The sequence below is a fragment of the Candidatus Latescibacterota bacterium genome, from assembly GCA_020633725.1.
In the GTDB taxonomy this organism is placed as follows: Bacteria; Krumholzibacteriota; Krumholzibacteriia; order JACNKJ01; family JACNKJ01; genus VGXI01.
Window position 1 is genome coordinate 1,007,387 of the sequence record JACKDC010000001.1, and the last position, 24,868, is coordinate 1,032,254.

26 protein-coding genes are annotated in these 24,868 nt (G+C 72.2%); 7 read left to right on the plus strand and 19 right to left on the minus strand.

Features of this window, described 5'->3' with window-relative positions; translation table 11 throughout:
- Positions 1-39: 39 nt before the first annotated feature.
- The gene (locus H6693_04430) at positions 40-1,143 is read right to left on the minus strand and encodes a hypothetical protein (protein ID MCB9515414.1); all 1,104 of its coding nucleotides are present in this window, start codon (positions 1,141-1,143) and stop codon (positions 40-42) included.
- Between the two features lie 229 nt (positions 1,144-1,372).
- On the opposite strand from H6693_04430, the gene H6693_04435 reads away from it, so the two are divergent.
- Positions 1,373-2,212 carry a sulfurtransferase gene (locus H6693_04435; protein ID MCB9515415.1) on the plus strand — a complete coding sequence of 280 codons (840 nt, stop codon included), beginning with the start codon at positions 1,373-1,375 and terminating at the stop codon, positions 2,210-2,212.
- Here the strand turns inward: H6693_04435 and H6693_04440 are convergent.
- Genes H6693_04440 through H6693_04460 form a run of 5 tightly spaced genes read right to left on the minus strand, consistent with a single transcriptional unit; the run spans position 2,209 to position 9,356 of the window.
- Positions 2,209-3,498 (minus strand): NAD(P)-binding domain-containing protein, encoded by a 1,290-nt coding sequence (locus tag H6693_04440; GenBank protein MCB9515416.1) that lies wholly within the window; start codon positions 3,496-3,498, stop codon positions 2,209-2,211. The genes H6693_04435 and H6693_04440 overlap by 4 nt on opposite strands.
- A gap of 11 nt (positions 3,499-3,509) precedes the next feature.
- Complete coding sequence (locus tag H6693_04445) at positions 3,510-5,081, minus strand: hypothetical protein (protein ID MCB9515417.1); 1,572 nt, start codon at positions 5,079-5,081, stop codon at positions 3,510-3,512.
- On the minus strand, positions 5,081-6,805 hold the full coding sequence (locus tag H6693_04450; protein ID MCB9515418.1) for a hypothetical protein: 1,725 nt from the start codon (positions 6,803-6,805) through the stop codon (positions 5,081-5,083). Before H6693_04450 ends, H6693_04445 begins: the two co-directional genes overlap by 1 nt.
- A complete protein-coding gene (locus tag H6693_04455) occupies positions 6,802-8,484 on the minus strand; it encodes a hypothetical protein (protein MCB9515419.1) in 1,683 nt (560 codons plus the stop codon). Before H6693_04455 ends, H6693_04450 begins: the two co-directional genes overlap by 4 nt.
- Complete coding sequence (locus H6693_04460) at positions 8,472-9,356, minus strand: hypothetical protein (protein MCB9515420.1); 885 nt, start codon at positions 9,354-9,356, stop codon at positions 8,472-8,474. The genes H6693_04455 and H6693_04460 overlap by 13 nt, the downstream gene beginning before the upstream one ends.
- Before the next feature lie 449 nt (positions 9,357-9,805).
- On the opposite strand from H6693_04460, the gene H6693_04465 reads away from it, so the two are divergent.
- A complete protein-coding gene (locus H6693_04465; GenBank protein MCB9515421.1) occupies positions 9,806-10,159 on the plus strand; it encodes a hypothetical protein in 354 nt (117 codons plus the stop codon).
- Here the strand turns inward: H6693_04465 and H6693_04470 are convergent.
- Complete coding sequence (locus tag H6693_04470; GenBank protein ID MCB9515422.1) at positions 10,156-10,782, minus strand: TonB family protein; 627 nt, start codon at positions 10,780-10,782, stop codon at positions 10,156-10,158. The two genes, H6693_04465 and H6693_04470, sit on opposite strands and share 4 nt — an antisense overlap.
- Positions 10,783-10,988: 206 nt before the next feature.
- Here H6693_04470 and H6693_04475 point away from each other — a divergent pair, with 206 nt between their 5' ends.
- On the plus strand, positions 10,989-11,159 hold the full coding sequence (locus tag H6693_04475; GenBank protein MCB9515423.1) for a hypothetical protein: 171 nt from the start codon (positions 10,989-10,991) through the stop codon (positions 11,157-11,159).
- A 27-nt stretch (positions 11,160-11,186) separates the two neighbouring features.
- Complete coding sequence (locus tag H6693_04480) at positions 11,187-12,188, plus strand: hypothetical protein (protein MCB9515424.1); 1,002 nt, start codon at positions 11,187-11,189, stop codon at positions 12,186-12,188.
- On the opposite strand, the gene H6693_04485 is transcribed toward H6693_04480, so the two are convergent.
- Genes H6693_04485 through H6693_04525 form a run of 9 tightly spaced genes read right to left on the minus strand, consistent with a single transcriptional unit; the run spans position 12,185 to position 18,694 of the window.
- A complete protein-coding gene (locus tag H6693_04485; protein MCB9515425.1) occupies positions 12,185-13,552 on the minus strand; it encodes an alkaline phosphatase in 1,368 nt (455 codons plus the stop codon). The genes H6693_04480 and H6693_04485 overlap by 4 nt on opposite strands.
- Positions 13,553-13,574: 22 nt before the next feature.
- The gene (gene arsB, locus H6693_04490) at positions 13,575-14,768 is read right to left on the minus strand and encodes an ACR3 family arsenite efflux transporter (protein ID MCB9515426.1); all 1,194 of its coding nucleotides are present in this window, start codon (positions 14,766-14,768) and stop codon (positions 13,575-13,577) included.
- A complete protein-coding gene (locus tag H6693_04495; GenBank protein ID MCB9515427.1) occupies positions 14,765-15,205 on the minus strand; it encodes an arsenate reductase ArsC in 441 nt (146 codons plus the stop codon). Before H6693_04495 ends, arsB begins: the two co-directional genes overlap by 4 nt.
- A gap of 17 nt (positions 15,206-15,222) precedes the next feature.
- Positions 15,223-15,918 (minus strand): cytochrome C biogenesis protein, encoded by a 696-nt coding sequence (locus H6693_04500; protein MCB9515428.1) that lies wholly within the window; start codon positions 15,916-15,918, stop codon positions 15,223-15,225.
- Positions 15,915-16,331 carry a thioredoxin family protein gene (locus tag H6693_04505; protein MCB9515429.1) on the minus strand — a complete coding sequence of 139 codons (417 nt, stop codon included), beginning with the start codon at positions 16,329-16,331 and terminating at the stop codon, positions 15,915-15,917. The genes H6693_04500 and H6693_04505 overlap by 4 nt, the downstream gene beginning before the upstream one ends.
- Positions 16,332-16,365: 34 nt before the next feature.
- Complete coding sequence (locus H6693_04510; GenBank protein ID MCB9515430.1) at positions 16,366-16,818, minus strand: hypothetical protein; 453 nt, start codon at positions 16,816-16,818, stop codon at positions 16,366-16,368.
- Positions 16,815-17,048: a thioredoxin family protein gene (locus H6693_04515; GenBank protein ID MCB9515431.1), complete on the minus strand. Its 234-nt coding sequence runs from the start codon at positions 17,046-17,048 to the stop codon at positions 16,815-16,817. Before H6693_04515 ends, H6693_04510 begins: the two co-directional genes overlap by 4 nt.
- 10 nt (positions 17,049-17,058) lie before the next feature.
- Positions 17,059-18,369, minus strand: a complete 1,311-nt coding sequence (locus tag H6693_04520) for a permease (GenBank protein ID MCB9515432.1) — start codon at positions 18,367-18,369, stop codon at positions 17,059-17,061.
- A gap of 7 nt (positions 18,370-18,376) precedes the next feature.
- The gene (locus H6693_04525; protein ID MCB9515433.1) at positions 18,377-18,694 is read right to left on the minus strand and encodes a winged helix-turn-helix transcriptional regulator; all 318 of its coding nucleotides are present in this window, start codon (positions 18,692-18,694) and stop codon (positions 18,377-18,379) included.
- A 169-nt stretch (positions 18,695-18,863) separates the two neighbouring features.
- Between H6693_04525 and H6693_04530 the strand changes: the two genes are divergently transcribed.
- Genes H6693_04530 through H6693_04540 form a run of 3 tightly spaced genes read left to right on the plus strand, consistent with a single transcriptional unit; the run spans position 18,864 to position 20,941 of the window.
- Positions 18,864-19,436, plus strand: a complete 573-nt coding sequence (locus H6693_04530) for an RNA polymerase sigma factor (GenBank protein MCB9515434.1) — start codon at positions 18,864-18,866, stop codon at positions 19,434-19,436.
- A 10-nt stretch (positions 19,437-19,446) separates the two neighbouring features.
- Complete coding sequence (locus tag H6693_04535) at positions 19,447-20,358, plus strand: zf-HC2 domain-containing protein (GenBank protein ID MCB9515435.1); 912 nt, start codon at positions 19,447-19,449, stop codon at positions 20,356-20,358.
- A 28-nt stretch (positions 20,359-20,386) separates the two neighbouring features.
- On the plus strand, positions 20,387-20,941 hold the full coding sequence (locus H6693_04540; protein ID MCB9515436.1) for a hypothetical protein: 555 nt from the start codon (positions 20,387-20,389) through the stop codon (positions 20,939-20,941).
- Positions 20,942-21,052: 111 nt separating this feature from the next.
- Here the strand turns inward: H6693_04540 and H6693_04545 are convergent, their stop codons facing one another.
- The 3 genes from H6693_04545 to H6693_04555 form a co-directional block, all read right to left on the minus strand.
- Positions 21,053-22,510 carry a DNRLRE domain-containing protein gene (locus H6693_04545; protein ID MCB9515437.1) on the minus strand — a complete coding sequence of 486 codons (1,458 nt, stop codon included), beginning with the start codon at positions 22,508-22,510 and terminating at the stop codon, positions 21,053-21,055.
- A gap of 248 nt (positions 22,511-22,758) precedes the next feature.
- On the minus strand, positions 22,759-23,421 hold the full coding sequence (locus H6693_04550; GenBank protein ID MCB9515438.1) for a hypothetical protein: 663 nt from the start codon (positions 23,419-23,421) through the stop codon (positions 22,759-22,761).
- Between the two features lie 73 nt (positions 23,422-23,494).
- A partial coding sequence (locus tag H6693_04555; protein ID MCB9515439.1) for a hypothetical protein occupies positions 23,495-24,868 on the minus strand: 1,374 nt, incomplete at its 5' end.

A 24,868-nucleotide genomic window follows, 5' to 3' on the forward strand; every position in this document is an offset into this window, starting at 1 on the left:
CCGTCCCATCGCGCTCGGGTGCTCGTGATCCCGCGCCGACTAGTGCACGTAGATCTGCCACATGAGCTGGAAGAGGTACGGATCCGGGATGTCCACGCCGTCGGGCGTGTCATCCATGCGCAGCGTGAAGGCGGCCTTGAAGACCTGATCGTACTTGGCCTCGGGGTTCACGTAGTAGTTCACGCCGAAGCTCAGGTTCTTGGTCAGGAAGTCGCCGTCGTCGGTGCCCTTGTCCGTGTTGTTGTCCCAGGACTCGTAGCGGGCCACCAGCTCGGTGTTCTCGTTGGCGCTGTAGCCGCCCGTGACCGCGTAGCCCATGCTCGTGAAGTCCTGGTCGTCGTCGTCCCAGACCGGATTGTGCATGAGCTGGGCGAAGTCGAACTTGAAGTAGTACTCCTCGGCCGTGTAGTAGGCGAAGGCCGACATCGAGCCGGTGGTGTTCCGCTTCTCGTTGGGCACGCCGTAGGTGAAGCCGAGGTCGAGGCCCTCCATGGGCTTGGCCTGGATGCCGAAGTCCAGCTGCGGCAGCGCGCCGGTGTCCGCCATCGTCGGGGTCAGCACCGCGACGGTATCGACCATCGTGGTGTGGTAGGGATCGCCGTGGCTGTTGTTGGACGGCACGTAGTCCATGCTCCAGCTGCCATTGCCGTTGTGGGCGAGCAACTGGACCGTGAACATCTCGTTGGGGACCACGGTCAGCTGGGCGCCGAAGGTGCGGTAGTCGCCGCCCACGGTGCCGGAGCCGAAGCGACGACCCACGATCGTGCGCTCCACGAGGTCCAGCTTCGCGGAGGAAGTCAGACCCGCCGCCTGGCTCTGCACGCCGATGAAGCGGCCGGCCCGGAGGCTGGCCTTCTCGTGGAACTTGTAGTCGGCGTAGGCGTCCAGGATCGTGAAGCTGGTCCCGCTCATGTCGCCCAGGAAGCTGCCGGTCATGTCCCCGCCCTTGTACTTGTAGCCCATGCGGGCGCGGCGGACGCCGAAGCCGGTCTGGGTGGCGTCGAGATCCGAGCTGTCGGGATGCGTGTAGGCCGTGTAGGACCACCAGGTCTGCACCAGGCCCACGAGAGAGCTCTCGGCCTGGGCCGCGGTGGCCAGACACATCGCGGCCAGCACGGCGGCGAGCAGCACGACTTTCTTCATCGCTGATCCTCCCTCGAGATTGCGTCGGTTTAGACCCTGCCGGGTCCGCTCGCCCCCGGGTTCGCCGCCGCGGTCGCCATCGGCGCCTCGCAGGCCTCCCAGGGGCGGGGCTACCCTAGGACGAGGTCTTGAATCATGCAAGGGGAATTTCAGTATTTTTGCACGTCAATGTCTTGATTGCAGGAATGCCACTTGACCCGCCGCCCGGCGCCGTGCGATCCCTCGCAGCATGCGCAAGGAAGATGCCGAACTGATTGCCCCAGAAGCGCTTGCCGCCGAGCTGGGGCGTCCGGGGCTCCGCCTGGTCGACGCGACCTGGATCGCCCCCGCCCAGGGCCTCGACCCCCGGGCCTCGCACGCGGAGGCCCGCCTGCCGGGCGCCGTGTTCTTCGACATCGACCGCGTCGCCACGCCCTCGGGTGACGTCCCCCACATGCTGCCCGACGCGGAGACCTTCGCGGCGGGCGTCGGCGCGCTGGGGATCGGGCCCGAGGACCACGTGGTCGTCTACGACCAGAGCGGCGTGGCCTCGGCCGCGTCGCGCGCCTGGTGGACCTTTCTCCACTTCGGCCAGCGGCGCGTCTCCCTGCTGGACGGCGGCCTGCCCGCCTGGCGCGCCGCCCGTCTGCCGGTGGAGACGGGCCGCGCCGCACCGGCCGCGGTCGACCGGCCGGCCACGCCCGGCCGGCTGCCGGTGCTCGACCGCGCGGCCGTCCTCGCCGGGCTCGCAGGCGGCACGCCCCTCGTCGACGCCCGCTCGCCCGAGCGCCACGCCGGCGCCGGGCCCGAGCCCTGGGGCGAGCCTGGGCGCATCCCCGGCAGCGTGAACCTGCCCTACGCGGAGCTGCTGGACGCCCACGGCCGCCTCCTCCCAGACGACGAACTCCGCCGTCGCGTGGACGCGGCCGCGCTGCCCGCGGCGCCGGGTGGCGTCTACTGCGGGTCGGGCGTCACGGCCTGTGTCGTGATCTTCGCGCTGGCGCGCCTGGGACGGGGGACCCCCGCCCTCTACGACGGCTCCTGGGCCGAGTGGGTGCGCACGCCCGGCAGTCCGCGGGAGCGCGACTAGGCGCCGAAGCGCAGGCCCATCGCCTTCAGCATCTCGAAGGGCGGCACGCCGCCGGCGAAGACGAAGACGCGGTCGTTGGGGATCCGCTCCTCGCGCCCGTCCACCGCCAGCGTGACGGCGTCCGGCTCGATCGCCAGCACCTCGGAGTTGAAGAGCGTGCGCACGCGGCCCTCCTGGACCAGGGGCTGGAAGCGCTCGTCGTTGCGGCGCTTGATGCGGAAGAGCCGCTCCTTGCGGTAGGACAGGGTCACGTGGGTGCCGGACTGGTGCGCCAGACCCATCGCCGCCTCCACCGCGCTGTCGCCGCCCCCCACCACCAGCACGCGCTCGCCTTTGAACGAGCGCGCGTCGAGGAGCTTGTAGAGCACCTTCTCGGCGACCTCGCCCGGCACGCCCAGCTTGCGCGGGCTGCCCCGTCGGCCCAGCGCCAGGAGGACGTGCCGCGAGTCCCACTGCCGCTCGCCGGCGTGGACGCGGTAACCGCCGCCGGGCAATGGGGACATGGCGTCCACGGAGCAGCCGATGTTCAGCTCGGGCTCGAAGCGCTCGATGATCTCCTCCCAGATCGCCAGCAGCTCCTCCTTGCGGTACTCCGCGCGGTCCAGCGCGCCCCAGAGCGGGATCTCCACCGGCTGCGTCAGGACGAGCTTCTTGCGGGGATACTGCAAGATCGTCCCGCCCGGCTGCTCCCGCTCCACCACCACGGCGCGCAGGCCGGCCTGCTTGGCGGCCAGCGCGGCGCTCAGCCCCGCCGGCCCCGCGCCGACGATCACCAGATCCAGCAGCCCGTTCTCCGACCGCGGCTGATTCGCGATGTGCTCCACCGCCTTCACGCCCTGCGCCACCGCGTTACGGATCAGCGCGTAGCCGCTCAGCTCGCCGGCCACGTAGACGCCGGGCAGGTTGGTCTGCAGGTGCTCGTCCTGCTGGGGGATGTCGTCGCGCGCGCCGATGTCGCCGAGCCCCACGGCCAGCGCCCCCACCGGGCAGGCCGCCGCGCAGAGCGCGTGCCCCACGCACTTCAGCCCGTTGATGATCACCGCACGTCCACCCACCAGCCCGAGCACCTCGCCCTCGGGGCAGGCGTCGACGCAGGCGCCGCAGCCGATGCAGCGCGTCTCGTCCACCTGGGGATGCTGGGCGATGGCGCGGTCGGCGCCCAGGGAGACGGCCTCGGCGCGGCGCGCGGCCATCTCGCGCTCGCGCTTCTGGAAGCTGCGGAAGTAAGGCACGAAGATGGCGAGGATCACCACCGCCGCGACGGCCCAGATGAGAAGCGACTCCACCGTCCCTCCGTCTAGAAGCGCCGACCCAGTTCGGCGAAGAAGCGCAGGCCGCGGATGTCGTCGCCGGAGTCGTTCTCCAGCTCCAGCGCGAGCCAGCTGCGCGCGGGCAGGGCCAGGCGGCCGTCCACGCGTACCCAGCGGTTGCTGCGCCGTTCCAGGTCCTGCGGCGTGTAGAGATAGGCGCCGGTCGCGAGGCCGAGGCTGTGGCCGGCGGGGAAGTCGCGGTAGAGATCGGCGCTGGGGCTGAGCCCGGCCGCGGCGGGGCCGTCGAAGCCCGACAGGTGCAGGCCGCCGCGCAGGGAGGGGGCGAAGGCCGGCCGCAGCAGGACGTCCGCGCCGTAGGACAGCGTGCCGCGGTCCTGGCCCTCGCGGCCGCGCCAGCCCGCCCGTCCGCTCAGCGTGGCCTGCCGGTCGGGACGCCAGCGCGCCGACGCGCTCGTGCCGCTGCTGCGCGCGGCCTCGAAGAGGCTGTCCGGCAGGCTGCGCAGCTCGGCGTCGAGGGGCGTCTCCCGGGTGTCGAAGCGAAGGCCGGCGCTGAACTCGCCGCTCGGCCGCCAGTCGCCGCTGAGGCGAAGGCTGCTGAGGGCGAGACTCTGGCCCCCCGCGCGCTCGGCGCGCCAGCCGCGGTTCACGTCCAGCTCGGTCCGCTGGCGCAGGGTGATGTCCCCGCCCCGCCACGTCCCGCTGCTGAGCAGGTACTCGCGGCTGATCTCGCCGTCCATGCGCTCGCTCACGCCCTCCAGCGACCAGCGCGCGGCCTCCAGGGTCTGACGCAGGTAGACGCCCCCGCGCAGACCGTGCGTCGCCAGCGACGGATCCGCCCAGTCGGGCATCGAGCCGGCGTAGCCGCCGAGTTCCACGTCGCGGAAGCGGAGGCCCAGCAGGCCGCCGTCCAGGGCGCCCGACTCGGCCATGCGGCCGGCGCCGAGACGTCCCAGGGCCAGGTGCACGCGCCCCGTGTTCGCCCCCAGCTCGACCGCGGCGACGTAGAGGCGCAGGCGGCGCTCATCCGCGGCGCTGGCGCCGTCGCGCGCGATCCAGCGCTGGCGCAGGCGCAGGTCGAGGCGCAGATCGCGCCCCGCGAGATGCTCGCCGCGCAGGCCGAGCGCGAGGCTGGCGCGGTCGTAGTCGCGGCTGGCGGCGCCGTCGTCGCGGTAGCCGTCCCAGCTCAGCTTGACGCTCCCGCCCAGCCGCGCCGCAAGCCCCTGGGCCGCGCCGCGACGCCGCGGCTCGGGCACGGTCCGTTCGCGGCGCGCCGCGGGCGCCACCGGGGGCGGCGCCGCGGTCTCCCCGCGCGCGACGCCCTGCACGCGATCGCCCAGCACCGGCGCCTTGCCCGTGAGCAGCCTGCACGACGCCGAGTGCTCGGCCGCGTGCAGGACGAGCAGCGTGGCGCTGACCTGTCCCTTGCGCAGGACCTTGAGCGTGTCCCCCTCGGCGAAACCTGCGGCACTGCCCGCGTCCAGGTAGACCTGATCCGCCGAGAGGTAGCGCACGGCCGCCGAAGGCGGCGCCGCCGCCGCGAGGGCGGCGCTCGCGGCGAGCAGCAGGACGCCCAGTCCGAATCGGTGGAGTCTTGCCATCAGTTGGCTCTCCCCCGCGGATGGCAGTCGAAGCAGGCCGCGCTCTCGTAGACGTAGTCGGGGATGTCGTTCAGCGGGTGATGGCTGTCGGTGTCGTTCCGGTTGTGCTCGTGGCAGAAGATGCACTCGAACACCCCGTAGTCGCTCTGCTGCACGTGGCAGTCCGCGCAGCTGTCCCACTTGCCGCTGTGCTTGCCCGTGTAGATCGGGAAGAGCGTGTCGTGATCCCAGGTGGACGGCGACCAGCGCGACGTGCTGTGACAGGCCTCGCACTGCGTGTTGAAGCCGGCCGCCTGGTGATCCGGGTCGTTCGTCGCATCGTAGTCCGACTGGTGGCAGGCGTAGCAGTCGGTGGGCGTGCCGGTGTAGCCGCCGCTGTGGCACTGCGTGCAGCTCGTGCTCGTGTGCGCGCCGGTGAGCGGGAAGTCCGTGGCCGCGTGATCGAAGGTCGCCGGCTCCCAGGCGGTCGTGCTGTGACAGACCTCGCAGGTGGTCTCGAAGCCACTCGCCACGTGGTCGGGATCGTTGGTGTTCTCGAAGTCCGACTGGTGACAGGCGTAGCAGCTGGTCGGCGTGCCGGCGTAGCCGGAGCCGTGGCACTCGAGGCAGCTGGTCGTGGCGTGCGCGCCGGTCAGCGGGAAGTCCGTGGCCGCGTGGTCGAAGGTCGCCGGCTCCCAGGCGGTCGTGCTGTGGCAGAGTTCGCAGGACGTGTCGAAGCCGCTGGCCACGTGGTCGGGATCGTTGGTGTTCTCGAAGTCCGACTGGTGGCAGGCGTAACAGCTGGTCGGCGTGCCGGCGTAGCCGGACCCGTGACACTCGAGGCAGCTGGTCGTGGCGTGCGCGCCGGTCAGCGGGAAGTCCGTGGCGTTGTGGTCGAAGGTCGCGGGCTCCCAGGCCTTGGTGTTGTGGCAGAGCATGCACTCGGTGTCGAAGCCGGCGGCCGCGTGATTCGGGTCCGTGGTGCCGTCGTAGTCGCTCTGATGGCAGCCGACGCAGGTGGTGGGCTCGCCGCCGAAGCTCCCCTTGTGGCAGGCCGCGCAGTCCAGCGCGGCGTGCGCGCCGTTGAGCGCGAAGAAGGCGTTGTGGTCGAAGTTGCTGTCGCCCCAGCCCGGCGCCACCGAGGAGTGGCAGTTCAGGCAGTCGGTGGACATGCCCGCCTGCTCGTGGTCGGGATTCGTCGTCGACTGGTAGTCGGCGGCGTGGCAGGCGAAGCAGTCGCTGGGCGTGCCCGCGAAGGACTCGCCCTGGGCCCCGCGGTGACAGGCCTCGCAGTCCACACGCGCGTGGACGCCCACCAGCGGGAAGCCGCGGGCGGCATGGAGGGCCAGGGGACCGTCATCGGGCTCCCAGTCGTGCGGCGTGTGGCAGGCCGCGCAGTCGAAGCCCAGCTCGCCGGCGTGGACGTCGGTGTGGCAGTCCGCGCAGGACGACGCCACGCGCCCGAAGCGCAGGTCGCCGTGGCAGCCGTCGCAGTTGGCAGCCGCGTGCGCCCCCTCGAGGGCGTAGCCCGTGGTCTTGTGGTCGAAGCCGCGCCCGGCGACGTAGTTCCAGTTCTCCGTCCCGTGACACTGGGCGCAGTCGGCCTTGAGCGGCCCGTGCGGGCTGGCCACCTTGGGCTGCTCGCCGGCGCCGAGCAGCGCCACCAGCAGGACCGGCGTCAGGAGCAGCGGCACGACCGCGAGCACTGCGCGTCTGCGGATGCGGAAGGGGCGTCTCGTGGTCACGGGGTATCTCCTTGCGGAGCGGTGACGAGCGTCGGATGGCAGGACTTGCAATCCGTGGGCAGCGGCCGGTAGCGGAGCGTGACGGCCTCGCCCGGCGCGGGGATGTCGATGGGCAGATGGCAGGCCGTGCAGGCCAGCGGCGCGTGGGCGCCGTCGAGGACGAAGCGCGCGTCCTTCGTGTGATCGAAGCGCGCGGCCATCCAGTCCCGGCTGTCATGGCAACGCGCGCAGTCGACGATGGCCTCGCCCTCGCGCAGGAACTGCCCGCGATGGATGTCCTCGTGGCAGCTCGCGCAGTCCTTGCGCAGGTCCGAGAAGCGGAGCTGTCCCGGCTTGGCGCCGGGGATGGCCACGTGGCAGGCGGTGCAGGCCGCCTCGGCGTGGCGATCGGCGAGCGCGAAGCCGGTGGCCGCGTGATCGTAGTTCACGCGGCGCCAGCTCTCCGGCGTGTGGCAGCGTTCGCAACGGCGGTCGGCGCCCTCGAGCGCCAGGCTCTTGCCGTGGGGATCGGCGTGGCACTGGGTGCAGCTCGTGCTGCCGTAGCGGAAGCGTCCGGCCGGCTGGGCCTCCGTGGGCAGGTGGCAGTCGCGGCAGGGCACCGCCAGATGCGCGCCGGCCAGCGGGTAGCTGCTCTCCGCGTGCTGCGCCACGGTGAAGCTGCTGGGCGAGTAGCCCGCCACGCTGTGGCAGCGCGCGCAGTCCTGCACCTTCCCGGTCACCGTGAACTGGCCGAGGTGCTTGTCCTGGTGGCAGTCGAGGCAGAGGTCGTGCGCCAGCGGACGGTGCGGCGCGCCGGGCTGGTGGCAGCCCTTGCAGTCCACCGCGGCGTGCTTGCCGCGCAGCGGATAGCGCGTGAGGTCGTGGTCGAACTGCTTCCCGCGGATGGCCTTCCAGTCCGTCTCCTGGTGGCAGCTCGCGCAGGTCGCCGTGAAGCGGCCGGCGTGAGGATCCTTGTGGCAGTCCTTGCAGTCCGCGAAGGCGACGCCCTTGAAGGCGATGCGCAGGTCGCCGGTCTCGGCGGCGCCGCTGCGCGGGTGGCACTTGTCGCAGGTGACGTCGGCGTGCTTGCCGCGCAGGGGGAACTGCGTCCCGGCGTGGTCGAAGCCGGCGGCCGGCCGCCACGCGCTCTGCCCGTGGCACTTGAGGCAGGCGTCGCCCAGCGTGCCGCGATGCGGGTCGGCGTGGCAGTCGAGGCAGGCCGTGCCGAGGCCGAGGAAGCTCCGGTCGAGGTCCTTGTGCGCGGCGGTCAGGCGCGCGGGATTCGCGATCTTGTCCTCGCGATGACACTGCCGGCACTTGAGCGCGGCATGTGCGCCTTCGAGCGTGAAGCCCGCGGCGGCGTGGTCGAAGTTCGCCTCGCCGCCCTCCCAGTGGACGAGCGCGTAGTCCGCGCCGTGGTGCTCCGAGTGGCAGCTCACGCAGTTGGCGTGGTCGGCGCCTGCGTGCAGCCCCTTGCCGGCGGTGATGCGCTCCGCGAGCAGCGTGTGGCAGGCGAGGCACTTGTCCGCCTCGACGCCCTTGCCCAGCGCGTGGCACTGGGTGCAGTTCTTCATCCCCTCCAGGTTCGCGTGCGGCGTGGCCAGGGGCCCCGGCGAGAGCTGGGCCCGGGCCGCCGGCGCCGCCGTCGCCAGGACGAGGAGCGCGGTCAGCAGACGTCCGCCGCGTCTCAGAAGATCCACCGGTACCCCAGGAGCACGGTCACGCCCACGTGCACCACCATGATGATGAGCATCACCACCGCGAAGGGCTTGTGGATGACGTGCCAGTAGTGAAAGATGCGCGCGAGGCGCTCCAGCAGGATGCGCCGCCGCTCGAGCAGCGCCTTGCGGCGCGCGAGCAGGCTGAGCTGCCGCCGACGCACCCGCGGCAACGCGGCCAGCACGCCGCGGCGGCGCAGGTAGCCCCGGATGCGCAGGGAGAGCGTGAGGTCGCTGACGAGCGACTGCGCGAGCGCGGCCATCAGCGAACGGCCCTGCGACGAGCCACCGAGCGCGCGCAGGCCGGCCACCGTGTCGGCGTCCAGGCCGTAGTCGCGCGACAGCGCCTCGGCCAGACGGGCGTCCTCCGCCTCGAGCGCCTTCATGTCCATCGCGTCGCCCTGCAGGTTCCGCGGGATCTGCAGGTAGAGGTAGCGGCCGAGCACGCCGCTGCCCGCCACGGCCACCATCGACCAGAAGCTGATCGACACCAGCCCGTTCACCTTGAAGGCGCTGTGCAGCACCACCAGCAGCGGCCCGAAGATGCCCAGGTAGATGTGCACGCTCAGCCAGCGGGAGATGTGCCCCGCGCTCCGCAGCCGCTTCCAGCGCTTGCGCAGGCTGTAGGTGAGCAGGACGAGCATCATCAGGGAGCCGACGATCCCCAGGCCGTGGCCCAGTCCGCCCGCCGGCCGCCACAGGCCGTAGTCCGGGTGGAAGGGACGCTCCTGGTAGGGCGTCAGGTAGTAGCTGGACCCACGCCAGACGAGCCAGAGCAGGGCCGCGGTGGAAACGAGGCCGAGCGCCTGCATGCCGCGGCGGAAGCGTCGGTCGGAGGAGGCGAGAATCGGCACGCGCCGGGACTCCCTTCGGGCAGTTCCTCATAGAGCGGTTTCGCGTCCGATGGCGGACGGTTTCGGCCAGACGGCCAGCCCGCAAATGCAAGTTTGACGCCGTTTTTCCGGTCTACGGATCCCGTCATCGGGGATGGCGGGGACTCGTGAACCGTGGCGCGGGCAGGGGTGGGGTCGAGCGACCGCCGCGCCGAGGGGTGGGGAAGTTTCGCGCCTTCCTCGCCGCGCGTCCAGCAGAATTCGGAAGGGCGCCGGGAGGGTGCGGGACTTGCAGGGGCGAGCCTGCGCCCCCCTGGGCGCGGCATCCGCCCCCCTTCGTGGACAGCTTCGGGACCCACGGGGAAGGGCGGGCGGAGCCAGCGGGCACGGCATCGTGGAAAATGCCCGCCACAGTGGACGCGGACTGCAAAGCCGTGCAGATCGCTCGAACACCGGCACGGGAGTGCGCCATGAACCATCGGCTCGATCTGGCCAAGCAGCAGCTCAAGGCGGCCAGCGAAATGGGTCTGGCGAAGCACAAGACCGAGATCGACGCCGTCCTGACGGGCCTGGACCAGCAGGAGCGCCTGATCGGCAAGCTCCGCGCCGAGACGAACGCCCTGCAGAGCGCGCTCACCATGCAGGAGAGCATCATCGACGATCTCAACAGCCGCATCAACGCGCTCGAGGCGGCCATCCGCGACTACCTCGACCCCAGCAAGTCCAGGAACGGGGCGGACGTCCTCATCACCGTGCTCGAGAAGGAGCTCGGCGAGGAGGAGTCCCTCGAGGACATGACCGACAGCCTGCCCACCGCGCCCTAGCGAATCCGAAACGTGAACCCCAGCGTCGTGACCGCGCGGACGGGCTTCACGCCCTGCCGCGCCGGCCTGAAGCGCCAGCGCCAGGCGGCGGCCACGGCGGCCTCCACCAGGGCCGCGGGCGCGTCGGGGTTCAGCGCGCGGACGGCGACCACGTCACCCGTCTCCCCCACCACCACCGACAGCCATACCGTCCCCTCGAGCCCCGCCTCGCGCAGCAGCTCGGGATAGGCGGGATCCACCCGCAGGATGGGCGTCGGCGGCGTCTCCCGCGCGGCGGCGAACTTGCCGGCGTGGATGGCGATCGGCGGCATCGGCAGGCCATCCTCGACGCCGGGGAAGAGCGCGTCTGGGTCGTCGCCGGTCTCGTCCTCGGCCACCAGGGTGAATTGCGGCAGGAAGGCCGGCCGCACGGGCTCCGGCAGCAGGGCCGGCAGCGGCGGGATCTCGTCGGGGATCGTGACGAGCTCGGGGACGGCCTCGTCGTAGTCCGGGACGTAGGGCGCCGGCCGCCAGGGCGGCGACAGCAGCGCGGCGAGGAGCAGCAACGCGCTGCCCGCGAGGGCGGTCGCCGCCACCCGTCGGCGGTGCTGGGACTGGATCCGAGCCTGGAGCGTGATGACCATGCCGGCCTCCTTGGCAAGCTGCCGCCGTGGCGGCGGCGACGTCGAGGCCTGGCAGGCGGGGACAGGCGAAACTTGTGGCCGCGCGGGACGTCATGCAAGGCGGAGTCCTTGCACTTTCCCGGACTTTGTGAATAATTTCGAGGAGTTGAATCGCTCCGGACGGCCCATCGTGGCCCGTGCGGATCCCCTGACGCAAAGGAGCCCCGATGCGCTTCGCACTTCGCCGACTGCGACCGGCGGCGCTCGTCGCGCTGCTTTCACTCGCCGCCCTCGCCGGCGCCGTTCGGGCGTCCGACGTCGACTCCATGGCCGAGGCCGCCCGACTGGCCGGCGAGACCGGTCGTCCCATCCTCCTGGACATCGGCACCTCCTGGTGAGGCGCGTGCCAGGCCTTCGCCCGTGCGGTGAAGGATAGCGACGGCTTCCAGGAGTCCATCGCCGAGCACGTCATCCTCTACGCCCCCGACGCCGAGCACGGCGAGGGCATCGGCATCGCCCGCCGCTACGGCGTCAACGCCTACCCCAGCTTCGTCCTCGTGAGCGCCGACGGTGAAGTCATGGACCGCTGGCTGGGCTACGGCGACACGGCCCCCTTCCTCGCCACGCTCGAGGAGGCGACCACCGCTCCCCTCACGCTGAGCGAGCGGAAGAAGCGCTTCCGCGGCGAGCCCAACGCGGCCGACGCCGTGAAGATCGGCGACCTGCAGCGTGACGCGGGGCTCTCCGGCGAGGCCCTCGCCTGGTACCACCGGGCCGAGAGCCTCGACGCCACGCGCTTCCTCGGCGCCGACATGCTCGAGGCCTACGCCCGCGGCGCGCGCGACGGTCTCTACTCGCGCGAGCAGGTCCGCGACCAGGCCATGGCCGTCCTCAAGGACGAGCGCGCCAGCGCCCGGCAGGTGGCCGAGACCGTGGCGCTCATCGACCGCGGCACCCAGGACGGCGATCGCCAGCCCTACCTGACCGCGCTGGAGCTGGGCGTGCAGCGCCTGTCCATGCCCGCCACCGACGAGGACCGCCGCCTGGAGGCGGGCCTGCGCGCGAACTACGCCGTGCTCGTCGACAAGGACAGCAAAGCCGCCTACGGCTGGAAGGTGAAGAGCCTGGAGCCCGGCTGGCAGGAGGACGCCAACGCGCTCAACGGCCTCGCCTGGTGGTGCTTCGAGAACGGCGTGGCGCTGGACAAGGCCGAGGAGCACGCGCGCAAGGGCGTCGCCCTCGCCGACGATCCCAGCGCCAGGGCCAACGTGATGGACACGCTCGCGGAGATCTGCAACGCGCGCGGCGACTGCGGCGAGGCGCTGGAGCTCATCCAGGGCGCGCTGCAGCTCGTGCCGGACAACGAGTACCTGCAGAAGCAGCTCGCGCGCTTCGAGAAGCTCGTTGCCGAGCAGAAGCAGGGCTAGCGCGGCGAGGCCCAGAGCGCGCGCAGCGCGGGGGCCAGATCCGTGTTGTCGAGATAGGGCCCGCGGCGAGGATCCACGCCGCGGGCTTTTTCGCGCAGGGTCTCGGCGCCGGGACCGGTGGCGAAGAACGGAACCAGCGAGCGCTGGTGGTCGTCGCTGTTCCAGCGCAGCGGAGGCAGCGCACCCGCCCCGCGACTCTCCAGCGGCCGCCAGCGCTCCTCGGCGCTCTCCCCCGGCGCGCTGAGGTAGCCGGTCTCGTGATCGGCGGTGACGATCAGCAGCGTCTCTTCCGTGACGCCGCGACGGTCCAGCCATAGCTCCACCGCGCGCACCGCCTGCTCGAACGCGAGCTGCTCCTCCACCAGGCGGCCGGCGTCGTTCTCGTGCGCCGCCCAGTCGATGGCCCCGCCCTCCACCATGAGGAAGAAGCCGCCGTCGTGCGGCTCCAGCACCTCGAGCGCGGCGATGGCCATGCCCGCCAGCGTGGGCAGATCGGGCGTGAGCGGGACGGCGCCAGGGTCGGTGTGGCGCTGGCCCGCGCGCTCCTCCTGCAGCGTGTCGGCCACGCGGGGCACGATGAGCAGCCGCGCGTTCGTCTCGTGCGCGATCGCCGTGGCGATCTCCGGGGTCGTCTGCGGGAAGCGCCAGGGATCCGGGACGCCGTCGCCGTCGAGGTCAGGCAGCCAGCGGTCGGCGGCGCCGTCGCCGTCGAGATCGAACGCGGTTTCGCCGGCGAGGAGCCCGACCCACAGCGCCTCCCCCCCCACGTACTTGAAGGTGCGCGGCGTCTCGAGCGCCTCGCCGCTGGGCCCGTAGCCCGGGTGCCCGCAGCCGGCGATCACGCGCAGCGGCGAGTCGAGCAGCATCTGCCGCGCGATCTCCTCGTACCGGCTGCGCTTCTCCACGTGCGCGGCGAAGCCGGCCGGCGTGGCGTGCGCGAACTGCACGCTGGTGACGACCCCGCTCACCACGCCGCGGCGGTCCAGCCACTCCGGCAGGAGCTCGAGCCGCGCGCCGGCGGGATCGAGGCCGAGGACGCCGTTCGACGTCTTCACGCCGCTGGCGAGCGCCGTGGCCGCGGCGGCCGAATCGGTGACCTTGTGACGGACGGCGTCGAAGTCCTGCCAGCTGCTCGCGGGATCGTAGGCCGGGGCGCCCGCCGGCGGCGTGCTCATGGCCATGCGCAGCGGCCAGTCGGCGAAGGGCGCGGCGTCGGGCCGGCCCGTGGCCCAGAGGCTCGCCAGCTCCACGGCGCGGAAGCCCATCCCGTCGCCGATGAATAGCACGACGTTGCGCCGGCCGGACGCGCAGGCCACGGCGGGCAGTGCCAGAAGGGCGAGAGCAAGCAGGTGGCGACGGACCATGGACACCTCCGACCGCGCGCGGTCAGGACACAGGCGTGGCGAATCGCGGACGGCTCCGCAGGCAGAGCCGCACCAGCAGCAGCATCACCGGCACCTCGATGAGCACGCCCACCACGGTGGCCAGCGCCGCCCCCGAGCCGAGGCCGAAGAGCAGCGTCGCCGTGGCGATCGCCACCTCGAAGTGGTTCGACGCGCCGATGAGCGCGCTCGGCGCCGCGTCACGATAGTCCAGCCGCAGCCGGCGGGCCAGCAGGAACGTCAGGCCGAAGATGAAGAGTGTCTGAAGAAAGAGCGGCACGGCGATCCAGAGGATGTTCAGCGGGGCCGCGAGGATCGTCTCGCCCTTGAGCGCGAAGAGCAGCACCAGGGTGACGAGCAGCGCGGTCACGGTGACCGGCGTGAGGCGGTGCAGGAAGCGCGCGGCGAACCACGCCTCCCCGCGCGCCGCCACCAGCCAGCGCCGTGTGAGGTAGCCCGCGACGAGCGGCAGGGCCACGTAGACGGCGATGGAGAGCAGCAGGGCCTGCCAGGGCACAGGCAGTCGCCCGACCCCCAGCAGCAGGCCGCCCAGCGGGCCGTAGAGCAGGAGCATCACGAGCGAGTTGATCGCGACCATGACGAGCGTGTGGCCGTCGTTGCCGCGGGCGAGCGCGCCCCAGACCAGGACCATGGCCGTGCAGGGCGCCACGCCGAGCAGGATGCAACCCGCCAGGTAGCTCCGCCAGAGCGGCACGGCGAGCTGCTTCAGGCCGTCCACCAGCACCACCGTGCCCGCGCCGTAGCTCGACCCCACTGGCAGGTCGAGACCGAAGGGGAGCTTCACCAGGTCCACGGCGTCCACGCCGATGAAGCCGCGAAACACGACGCCGAGGAAGAAGCTCGCCAGGGCGAGCATGGTGAAGGGCTTGATCAGCCAGTTGACGACGAGCGTGAGCGTCACCGGCTTCACGCTGCGGCCGGCCCGCAGCACCTCGGCGAAGTCGATCTTCACCATGATGGGGAACATCATGAAGAAGAGGCAGACGGCGATCGGCAGGCTCACCACCGGCGCGCCGTCGACCGCCAGCGACAGGCCGTCCAGCCAGCCGGCCAGCCCTGGCGCCACCCGGCCCAGCGCGATGCCCGCGCCGATGCAGAGCAGCACCCAGAGCGTGAGCCAGCGCTCGAACGCGCCGAGGGGGCTCGGGGTTTTCGTCACGCAGGCAGACGTGGTCATCGGGATTCCCCCGTGTCGAGGTGGTCGGGCAGGCCGGCGACAAAGGCGCGGATCGCGTCGCGCACCGCGCGGTAGTGCTCCAGCGCCTCCTCCTCGGAGGACGCGCCGGCCGCGAGCGCCGGCGGATCGGGAAAGCCCGCGTGCAGGTGACGCGCCCCCGGCAGCACCGGGCAACGCTCGCGCGCGTGATCGCAAACGGTGATCACCAGATCGAAGCGCCGGCCGGCGAACGCGTCCAGCCCCTTGCTCCGCTGCCCGGCGATGTCCACGCCGGCCTCGGCCATCGCGGCGACGGCCCGCGGATCCAGGCGCCCGGGCGCCGTGCCCGCGGAGGCTACGTCGAGGCGGTCGCCGTGCAGCGCGCGCGCCCAACCTTCAGCCATCTGGCTGCGGCAGGCGTTGCCCGTGCACAGAAACAGCACCGCGGGCCTAGGCATGGGCAGCTCCATCGCGCTCAGGTGGCCAGCCGGAGCAGCCAGAGCCCCGCCAGCAGGATGAGTGCGCCACAGATCCTCCTGACCACGGTCAGCGCCGCCGAGCGCTCGTTCCAGTCGAGCGCGCGCTGCACGACCTGCGTGAAGGTGCCGGCCAGGGCGATCACCGCCGTGTGCCCGACGCCGTAGCTGAGGAGCAGCAGCGTCCCGAAGAGCAGGCTGACGGCCCCCGCGCCCAGCGTGACCGCCAGCATGGGCGCCAGGTAGGCGAAGGTGCAAGGGCCGAGCGCGATGCCGAAGAGGAGCCCCAGCAGCAGCGCGCCCAGCGGGCCGCGGCCGACGCGGCCGACGCGCGCCGGTCCCGCGGGCAGGGGAATCACGCCGAGCAGATGGAGGCCCACCAGCAGGAAGACCAGCGCCACCAGCAGGCCGGCGGCGCCGCCCACGTCCCCCAGCATCCGGCCCGCGGCCGCGGTGGCGAAACCCAGCGCCGCGATGGTGACCAGGATGCCCAGGCTGAAGAGGCTCGCCAGGACCGCCGCGCGTCGCGTGCTGGTGCCGCCCTCTCCGCCGATGAAGGCCACGATCAGCGGGATGCTCGCCAGGTGGCAGGGACTGAGTACGATGCTCAGCACGCCCCACAGGAAGGCGGCGCCGAGGGCCAGCGGCCAGGCGCCCTGAACGGCGGCGCTCAGGTTGCCGAAAAGCTCGGTCACGGCGCGCTCGCCTCGACCGGGGCCAGCGTCACGCCCAGCTCGGCCCACTTCGCGAGGATGTCCGCCTTGGGGATGAAGCCCTCGTGGCGCCAGAGCTCGCGGCCGTCCGCGGCGAAGAAGATCTGGGTCGGGATCAGGCGGATGTCGTGCCGCGCCGCGGCCTCCGGCTGTTCGCGGACGTCGATGACCTCCACCTCGAGCCGGCCCGACTGCTCCTCGGCGAGCTCCGCCAGGATGGGCGCCATGCGCTTGCACGGGATGCAGGTGGTCGAGCCCAGGTCCACGAGCCGCGGCAGGGCGACGGCGACCACCGGCGCCTCCGCCACCGCGGACGTCTCCTCGCCGCGCCCCCAGCGCAGCACGAGCAGGGCGGCCAGCGCCACCAGCGCGAGGATGCCGAGTCGCACGCCCATCTTCATCACGCACACTCCTCGTCGTGCTTCGCGTTCACGGCGTCTCGCTCCCGGCGGGGGCGAGCTGCGCGCGCAGGTAGTCCGTCACCGCCGGCTTGAGCGCGGCGCAGACGCCGTCGTCGTCCGGCGCCTCCCAGACGGCGGGGATGCGCCGCCAGTCGACGGCCGCGCCGTCCTGCCAGCGGATGACGACCAGCTCGCTGCCTCGCAGCCCCAGGGTCTCGGCCAGCGCGCTGTTGGGCGTGAGCTCGTAGTTCAGAGCGCGCCAGTCGAGCCAGCCCTCTGCGAGTTCCACGGCGAACTCGTCCTGTACACAGTGATCGATGCTGGCCTCCAGGCGCAGGCAGGTCTGGCAGCGGAGGGTGGCGTGGAAGTAGTAGAGGCTCACCCCGTCGGACGGGAAGGCCGGCGGCGGCGCGTCCGCGGCGGCCGGCGCGACGCCGGGCAGGAGCAGCATCGACAGGACCGCGAGCGCGGCGCGGCTCATGTCAGCAGCTCGCGGATGGCGTCCGGCGAGAGCACCTTGCCGGTGGACTTGACGACGCCGTCCACCGCCAGCGCCGGGGTCATCATCACGCCGAAGGCCATGATCGCCTTCAGGTCGCTGACCTTCTCCACCTGCCAGCCGTCGCCGGCCGCCGCGGCGGCCTCGCGGGCGTTGGCCTCGAGCTGCCGGCACTTGGGGCAGCCGGTGCCCAGGATCTGCACGGTGCGCATCACGTCCTCCCTAGAAGAGCGCGCCATAGGCGAGCCCGGTGAGGGTCGCCATGGCGACGACCAGAAGAATGAAGACCAGCGTCTTGCGGAGCCCCAGCACGCCGGCGATCACCAGCATGCTCGGCAGCGACAGGGCGGGCCCCGCCAGGAGCAGCGCCAGCGCCGGCCCCTTGCCCATGCCCGCGCCCAGCAGGCCCTGGAGGATGGGGATCTCCGTCAGCGTGGCGAAGTACATGAAGGCCCCCGCGATGGCGGCGAAGAGGTTCGCGCCGAGGGCATTGCCGCCCACCGCTCGCGCCACCCAGCCGGCGGGGATCAGGCCCTCACCGCCGGGACGTCCCAGCATCAGCCCCGCCGCCAGGATGCCCGCGAAGAGCAGGGGGAGGATCTGCCGGGCAAAGCCCCAGGTCGAGGCGAACCACTCGCCGAGCGGGTCGTCGGCGGGACGCCGACCCAGGCGCCACGCGAGCAGGAGCACCGCCGCACCGAAGGGCAGCAGCGGCCGGGCGGGTCCCCAGAGCGCGAGCGCGGCCACGGGCAGGGCGATCAGGGCGAGTTCGCGCCAGGCGAGCGAGAACCAGCGCGCGAGCATGACGCCGAGGGCCAGGGCGGCCGTCGCCGTCAGCGGCCACCTGGCGGCGTGGATCGCGCGCCAGAGGCCGTCGCCGCCGGCCGGCGCGCCCCAGTTGGCGAAGATCAGCACGGCCAGCATCGCGGCCAGGCTCAGCACCGTGCGGTGCAGGGGCCGGTCGGGCTCCTCGTCCGCGAGATCGACGGCCTGCGCGCGGGCGCCCCTGGTCTCGCGGAAGAGCAGGGCCATCGCCAGCCCGATCACGACGCTGAAGACCACGGCCCCCACCGCCCGCGCCACGCCCATCTCGACGCCCAGCACGCGCGCGGTCAGGATGATCGCCAGCACGTTGATCGCCGGCCCCGCGTAGAGAAACGCGCTGGCCGGTCCCAGGCCCGCCCCCATGCCGTAGATGCCGGCGAAGAGCGGCAGCACGGTGCAGGAGCAGACCGCGAGCACGCTGCCCGACACCGAGGCCACCGCGTAGGCGAGCGGCTTGGGCGCGCCCGGGCCGAGGTAGCGCATCACGGCGTCCTTGCGCAGGAAGACCCCGATCGCCCCGGCGATGAAGAAGGCCGGCACCAGGCAGAGCAGCACGTGCTCCCGCGCGTACCAGCGCAGGAGCTGCAGGGCCTCGATGACCGCCCCGTCGAAACGGTCACGCCCCACGGGCAGGAAGAACGCCAGCGCGAAGACGCCCGCGATCAGCGCGAGCGCCCGGCCTTCGCGACGCCAGGAGAACGCGGTCACGTCCCCCCTAGCGGACGGCGTCGAGGGTGGCGGCCTTCGCCTCGAGCACCGACTCGACGCAGGTGAAGAAGCTCAGCACGCAGGGGCACCTGAGCGAGTAGTAGACGCAGGCGCCGCGGCGCTCGTCCTGCAGGATGCCCGCGCCCCGCAGCTGGCCGAGGTGGCGCGAGACGGTGGACATGTCCACGCCCGCCAGCTCGGTGAGCTCCGCCACGCAGCGCTCGCCGCGGGAGAGCTCGTCGACGATGAGCAGCCGCGTCGGATGGGCCAGGGCCTTCAGGATCTCGGCCCGCGCGGCGAAGCGGGCCTGGGGCGTTTCCGGCATCGGGCCTCCTGGGTTCAAACACTTGGCAATTTAGCCAAATACCCAAGACAGTCAAGCGTCGAGCGCGCCGCCGACGTTTTTTCCACGGCGACCGAACCTTCGCGGCGCTCCGTGCGTCTTGTCGGGCAGGGGAAGGTCCCCGCCCTGTCCACCGCAACCCAAGGACGCCATGGAACCGGCCGCACTGCTCGCGCGCTGTCAGCAAGGCGATCCCTTGGCCTGGGAGCATCTCGTGCGCAGCACCCAATCGCAGGTCCATGCCGTCGCCTACGCCACAGTCGGCGACGCCGAGGAGGCCAGGGATCTGACCCAGGAGATCTACCTGCGCGTCTACCGCAAGCTGGACGCCTGCCGCGAGCCCGAGCGCTTCCTCGGCTGGCTGCTCCGCGTCGCGCGCAACGTGAGCCTCGACCACCGCCGCCGCCTGCGGGCGCGCCCGCCGCGGCAGGACCTCGCCGCCGAGGCGCTCGCCGACCTCGCGGATCCGTCACCCGATCCCGCCGCCCGCTGGCGCGAGACCAGCCGCCGCCTGCTCGTGGAACAGGCCCTCGCCGCGCTGAGTCCGCTGAGCCGCGAGATGATCCTGCTGAAGGACGTCCAGGGCCTGCGCCTCGAGGAGATCGCCGACGCCCTGGACCTCCCGCTGGGCACCGTCAAGTCCCGTTCCCACCGCGCCCGCCTGGAGCTGGCCCGCGCCCTCGGCGCGCTGGGCGGCCCCCCGGCCGAGGCGGCGGGACTGTGAGGAGGGCCCGATGACGATGAACTGCGAGCAGTGGCAGGCCCTCTTGGACGCGCAGCTCGACGGCACGCTTCCCGGCGCTCTGCGCCGCCGCGCCGACGCCCATCGCGACGGCTGCGCCGACTGCGCGGCCCTTCACGCGGCCGCCCTCGAGCTGCGCGCGCTGCGCGAGGCCGCGCCCAACCCGGCCCTTACGGACGCGATCCTGGCGCTGACCAGCGGGCCCGTCTGCGAGCGCGTGGAGTCGCTGCTGCCCGAGCGCGTGGACGGCGCGCTGCTCGCCGACGACGCCGCGCTCGTCGACGCCCATCTGGAGCACTGCGCGTCCTGCGCCGCGCTCGACGCGAGCCTGCGCTGGCTGGCCGGCGCGCTCCCCGCGCTCGCGCCGCCGGCGCCGGACGCCACCTTTACCGCGGCGCTGCTCGCCGCGCTCGACGATGCCCCGCGCCGCCACCCTCTCGTTGACGTCGCCGCGCGCTGGCGGCGGCTCTGGCAGCGGCCGCGCTTCGCGCTGGAGATGGCCTACGCCGTCACGCTGCTCGCCCTCTCGCTCACGAGCCTGCCCTTCTCGCCCTTCCGTCAGGCGCCCGGGCGCGCGCTGTCGCTGCTGAAGGGCCACGAGGCGGGCCTGGCCAGCGCGCTGCCCGCGCCGATCGACCTGAGCAGCATGACGGCCAGCGTCTCCCAGCGCGGCGAGAGCGCGCGCGAGTGGAGCGGCCGCAGGCTGGAGCGCGGCCGCCAGCACGTGGACCGCGGCATGGCGGCCGTGAAGGCCTGCGCGCGGGACCTCTGGGGCGATCTGAAGACCTTCGTCGGAGATCTCCGGCGCGGGGACCTGGCCGCGGCCTCGGCCCGGCTCAGCGTCCTCGCCGGCGATCTGAAACGGCTCCACTACGCCTCGCGGCACAACGACGACAATGCGTGAGAACAGCGCAGAACCAGGAGGCAGTCCCATGGAAAGCAGCATCGAACATCCGCAGACCGACGCGCGCGGCCCCGAGCCGAACGGCGCGCGGGCGGGCGTCTTCGCCACGCCCAAGCTCCAGCGCAAGGTGAACCTCTACAAGTCGCCCGTGCTGGCCTGCTTCCTCTCGCTCTTTCCGGGGCTGGGGCAGGTCTACGTGGGCTACTACCAGCGAGGCTTCGCGCACGTGCTGACGATCGCGCTGTGCATCACGCTGCTGGCCGCGGGCATCGGCGACCTCACGCCGCTGGTGGGCGTGTTCCTCGCCTTCTTCTGGCTCTACAACATCGTGGACGCCGGCCGCCGCGCCGCGCTCTACAACCAGGCGCTGGACGGCATCGGCAACCTGGAGATGCCCAAGGATCTGGAACTGCCCTTCGGCGGCTCGCTGGCCGGCGGCGCAGCGCTGGCGGCGCTGGGCGTGATCCTGCTCCTCAACACGCGCTTCGACATGTCGCTGGCCTGGGTCGGCGAGTGGTGGCCGCTGGCGCTGGTGCTCTTCGGCGGCTACCTGATCGCGAAGTGGTGGCAGTCGCGCGACTGACGCCCCGAGCATTGCGGACGGGCGCGCGGACAGGGGCCCGCCTGCAAGACGAACCCCGCTCCCATCCGGGAGCGGGGTTTACCTTTGGCCCTCGGGTGATCTCTCGGCTTGCTAGTGCCCCCACCACCAGCCGGCGCTGCTGTTGTAGCGCACCAGCGCGATCCACCAGCCGCGCATCGTGCGCCGGTCGGAATGAGACAGCCCGTCCCAGTCGGCGGGTGCATGCGTCGCCAGGAAGCCGTCGACGTTCGCCTGCAGCTCGTCCGACGGACCCGCGGCGCCGGCCGCTTGGTTCAGCGCGCAGGCCAGCGCCTGGGCGCGCAGCGCCGTGATGGCGTTCGGCCCGTGGCAGCGATCCCAGCGCTTCTGATCGAGGATCTCCACGGCGGCCTCCACCGTCTCGACGTGCACGCTGTGCTCGCCGCCCGGCGCGCCCACCCAGAGGGGCAGCAGCGGCGTCACCAGATCGGGATCGGTGACGTTCCCGTGGTGGTGCGAGAGGCCCGCGTGGCGGAGCCAGTAGCGGACGCTGCGGGGCGTCCAGTCGTTGTCGCTCGGGGTCTCCGGATGCAGGCCGAAGTCCAGGTCGCTCAGGCTGTCGCCGGCGGCCACGCTGAAGACGGCGCTGACGCCGGCGGCGTCGCCGTCGCTGTCCGTGGCGCCGTTGCCGCCCTGGGCGGCGGGGCTCATCGCGTAGCCGTCCGGCACGCGCGCCTGCAGACGATAGTCGCCGGGCTCGAGGTCGGCGAAGCGATAGCCGCCCACGCTGTCGCTGACGGCAAGGGCGAGCATGATGCCGTCCGCGTCCTGCAGCTCGACCTGCACGCCCGCGAAGCCGAGTTCGGTCGCGTCCTGGATGCCGTCGGCGTTCTCGTCCAGCCAGACGCGGTCGCCGACGCTGCCGGTGGTCGGCGCGACGGGCAGCACGGGCAGATCGAAGGTCAGCAGGGTCTGCGTCTCGATGTAGGTCTGCGGCTGGGCCCAGCCCGTGTAGAGCGGGTTGCGGTCGCCGTAGTTGGCGTTGCTCGAGCCCTGCCAGATGAAGGTGTCCCCGCGCAGCGCGAGCGTGTCGGCCTCGAGACCGTTCACGGTCTCGACGAGCAGCTCGAGCCGCGGCGGGTTGGCCGCGTCCTCGCGGCTGTCGATGATGCTGCGCGGCGTGGCCATCTGCCCGTAGCGCAGCAGCAGGCCGTGGAAGGGCTCCTCGTTGTCGACCGCCGCCCAGCGGGCGATCTCAGCGGTCAGGTCCAGGGCGATCCAGCCGGCGCCCTGCACGGGGAAGGAGTCCAGCGGCGCCGGGTCGAAGGCCTGGCCGAAGTTGTTCCAGGTGACCGTGAGCTCGTCCCAGGGCGCCGTGACGCGGTGGACGTAGACCGTCTGGCCGCTGGCGCCGCGCGCGTGCAGATGGAGCACGGCGGACCGCAGCGGCCCCGCGTCGGGCAGCGTGAGCGGAATCGCCACCGCCTGGGGCGCGGACTCGGTGGAGTCGGGACCGAAGAGGAACTGGCAGCCGGCGAGAGCCGGCAGCAGCGCCAGGGCGAGTAGGATGTGGGGCAGGTGTCGCTGCATCGTAGGCTCCCTGCTAGCTCCTCCCGGTGGAGGAGCGCCGGCGCGGGGACGTCCATGGCTCCATCCGGGACGCGTAGCGAGGATTCGCCATCCTCCGCAGTGGCGGGCCGCTCCGGGCCCACGCCCAGGCCGCGCAAGCGACGGGCCAGCGCGGTCGGCGTTTCGGGGCAACAAGGGAAACCCCCGGAACGCGGCGGGTAGCCTGCGCGCCGGGGGCCAGCCGGGGGCCGGAAGAGCACCCGTGTGTGCTAGTTCATCGTCGCCGAGAAGCGGATGCCGACGCTCGAACCCTTCCAGTTGTTGTCCGCGTCCTTCTCGGGGATGTCGTGGAACCCGAGGCTCCCCGCGAGGCCGAGACCCCAGCGCTCGCCGACCCACCACTCCTTGCCCAGGGTGAAGTCCATGGCGAACCCCGCATCGGTCGAACCGCCCTCGAGGTCGAGCCGTCCGAAGCCCAGCGAGCTGGAGACGTAGAGGTTCACCGGCATGAAGTAGTAGGTGGCGCCCCCACCGACCGCGGCCATGGTGAGATCACCGGGCACCCAGCCGTCGCCGCCGGCGCTCCAGTCGACGTTCGGACCGCTCACGGTCCATCCCCAGAGCGTGCCGTGCAGAGCGAGGTTAGGCGCAACGATGCCCCCGATGGCGATGTTCATGTTCCCTGCACCGCCGGAAAACTCGAGCGTGCCTGGCGTGGACCCCAGCACCACATCGGCTTCGGTCTTGGCCCCCCCGCCACCCGCCGACAGGCGCAGGAAGAAGCCCGCGTCGTGGCTGTGGCCGTAGCCGCCGTAGCTGTCGCCGCCGCTGGGGCGAACGGCGATGCGGCTCTGGGCAGGCGCGTGAAGGCTGACGACGAGCGCGGCGGCCAGCAGGGCCGCGGCAAGGGGACGAAGGCTTGCGCTGCGCATGGCTCCTCCTTTGGGGCGAACAGCGAGGCGACGCAAGTATGGGGCCTTGGCGGAGGGGGGCAAGGGGAATGTGTCAGGGCGCGAAGAGACCCGATGGCGCATCGCCCACGGCATCCCCGCAGTCGAGCGGCAGCGCAAGGAGCTCGGGGCCAGCCTGCACGTAAAGCCGGCTCTCACCCACCGCGATCTCCGTGTAACTGCGCTCGTGCGGAAAGCCTCCGCGGCAGTGGGGCCGGAAGGGATCGCTGATGTCCACCACCAGGACGGCGGCGTCGAGGGAGCAATAGCAGACCGACTCCCCCAGCGCCAGATGACGCCGGTCCAACCAGTCGAACCGTGGCAGAAGGGCCTCGCCGAGCAGCTGCAGCCCGAAGTCCGGCGTGACCTCGTAGATCTGCAGCCGGTCGTGGCTCAGCGCGTAGAGCAAGCCATCGCGCAAGGCGATCGCGTCGATGCGGCCGCCGGGCTCGAGGGACTCGCGGAGAAGGGGCTGTGCGGGATCGCTCACGTCGCAGACGTTGAACCAGCGTCCGCACGCCACCACGAGGACATCTCCTTCCATCGCCACCGCGGGCGTGCCCCAGTCGCTCACCAGCGCGATGCGGCTGCGCTCCTTCGGGGTCGCGGGATCGGTGACATCCACCAGTCGAACTTCCAGCTGGTTCAAGGGATTCAGCGGCAGGGCGAGCAGGCGCCCGCTCCGAGCTACCGCGCTGATCTCGTAGTTCGCGTAGTAGGTGCCGACCCGGACGGGCGTCGGGTGACCGATGTCCAGGACGTCCATCCGCCCCGGCCCCACGGTGAAGAGGAGCGACCCGTCGCTGACCAGGTCCGTGATCCAGTCCGGCGCCGTGACGGAACCCTCGTGACGCGGGGCGTCGGGATCGTCGAGGGAGTAGTAGTCCAGGCCGTCCCCGCCCATCACGCAGAGCCGTCCGTCGGCGACCGCCAGCCCGAAGATCAGTCGCCCGGGTTCGAACGATGGGACCGGTGGCGGCGGCGTACCGGGATCGAGGACGGCGAGGCCATCGCCGGCCGTCGTGAGCAGGTAGCCGTCCACGACGTCCAGCCCTAGCGCGTCCGTGGCGACGCCCCAGCTGCGCAGAAGGCGCGGCTGGCTCGCCAGCCGGATGTCGAAGAGCTGCAGCTCGTCCCACTCCAGCGCATAGAGCCGCTCGCCCAGGATGCGCAGGGCTGGACGGAGGGTGAACTCCTGCTCGGTCTCGAAGACCACCTTCGGATTGGCGGGATCGGCGACGTCCACCGCAGTCAGAGCCCGGTAGACGTCGCTCAGGTAGAGGAGGCGCCCCGACACCGCCATGTCCGCGAACTCGATGTCCCGGCGCAGCAGGCCGAGCGAGCGGGGCGAGTCCGGCTCGCTGACGTCGAGGATCTCCACGCCCAGTGCGCGTCGCGCGAGGTACAGAAGATCGCGCCGCCCGGCCAG

Excerpts from the sequence above, each read along its gene's own strand:
- H6693_04430 (MCB9515414.1), bottom strand. The coding sequence starts at position 1,143 with ATGAAGAAAGTCGTGCTGCTCGCCGCCGTGCTGGCCGCGATGTGTCTG.
- H6693_04435 (MCB9515415.1), top strand. The coding sequence starts at position 1,373 with ATGCGCAAGGAAGATGCCGAACTGATTGCCCCAGAAGCGCTTGCCGCC.
- H6693_04445 (MCB9515417.1), bottom strand. The coding sequence starts at position 5,081 with ATGGCAAGACTCCACCGATTCGGACTGGGCGTCCTGCTGCTCGCCGCG.
- H6693_04465 (MCB9515421.1), top strand. The coding sequence starts at position 9,806 with ATGAACCATCGGCTCGATCTGGCCAAGCAGCAGCTCAAGGCGGCCAGC.
- H6693_04470 (MCB9515422.1), bottom strand. The coding sequence starts at position 10,782 with ATGGTCATCACGCTCCAGGCTCGGATCCAGTCCCAGCACCGCCGACGG.
- H6693_04475 (MCB9515423.1), top strand. The coding sequence starts at position 10,989 with ATGCGCTTCGCACTTCGCCGACTGCGACCGGCGGCGCTCGTCGCGCTG.
- H6693_04485 (MCB9515425.1), bottom strand. The coding sequence starts at position 13,552 with ATGGTCCGTCGCCACCTGCTTGCTCTCGCCCTTCTGGCACTGCCCGCC.
- arsB (MCB9515426.1), bottom strand. The coding sequence starts at position 14,768 with ATGACCACGTCTGCCTGCGTGACGAAAACCCCGAGCCCCCTCGGCGCG.
- H6693_04495 (MCB9515427.1), bottom strand. The coding sequence starts at position 15,205 with ATGCCTAGGCCCGCGGTGCTGTTTCTGTGCACGGGCAACGCCTGCCGC.
- H6693_04505 (MCB9515429.1), bottom strand. The coding sequence starts at position 16,331 with ATGGGCGTGCGACTCGGCATCCTCGCGCTGGTGGCGCTGGCCGCCCTG.
- H6693_04510 (MCB9515430.1), bottom strand. The coding sequence starts at position 16,818 with ATGAGCCGCGCCGCGCTCGCGGTCCTGTCGATGCTGCTCCTGCCCGGC.
- H6693_04515 (MCB9515431.1), bottom strand. The coding sequence starts at position 17,048 with ATGCGCACCGTGCAGATCCTGGGCACCGGCTGCCCCAAGTGCCGGCAG.
- H6693_04525 (MCB9515433.1), bottom strand. The coding sequence starts at position 18,694 with ATGCCGGAAACGCCCCAGGCCCGCTTCGCCGCGCGGGCCGAGATCCTG.
- H6693_04530 (MCB9515434.1), top strand. The coding sequence starts at position 18,864 with ATGGAACCGGCCGCACTGCTCGCGCGCTGTCAGCAAGGCGATCCCTTG.
- H6693_04535 (MCB9515435.1), top strand. The coding sequence starts at position 19,447 with ATGACGATGAACTGCGAGCAGTGGCAGGCCCTCTTGGACGCGCAGCTC.
- H6693_04540 (MCB9515436.1), top strand. The coding sequence starts at position 20,387 with ATGGAAAGCAGCATCGAACATCCGCAGACCGACGCGCGCGGCCCCGAG.
- H6693_04545 (MCB9515437.1), bottom strand. The coding sequence starts at position 22,510 with ATGCAGCGACACCTGCCCCACATCCTACTCGCCCTGGCGCTGCTGCCG.
- H6693_04550 (MCB9515438.1), bottom strand. The coding sequence starts at position 23,421 with ATGCGCAGCGCAAGCCTTCGTCCCCTTGCCGCGGCCCTGCTGGCCGCC.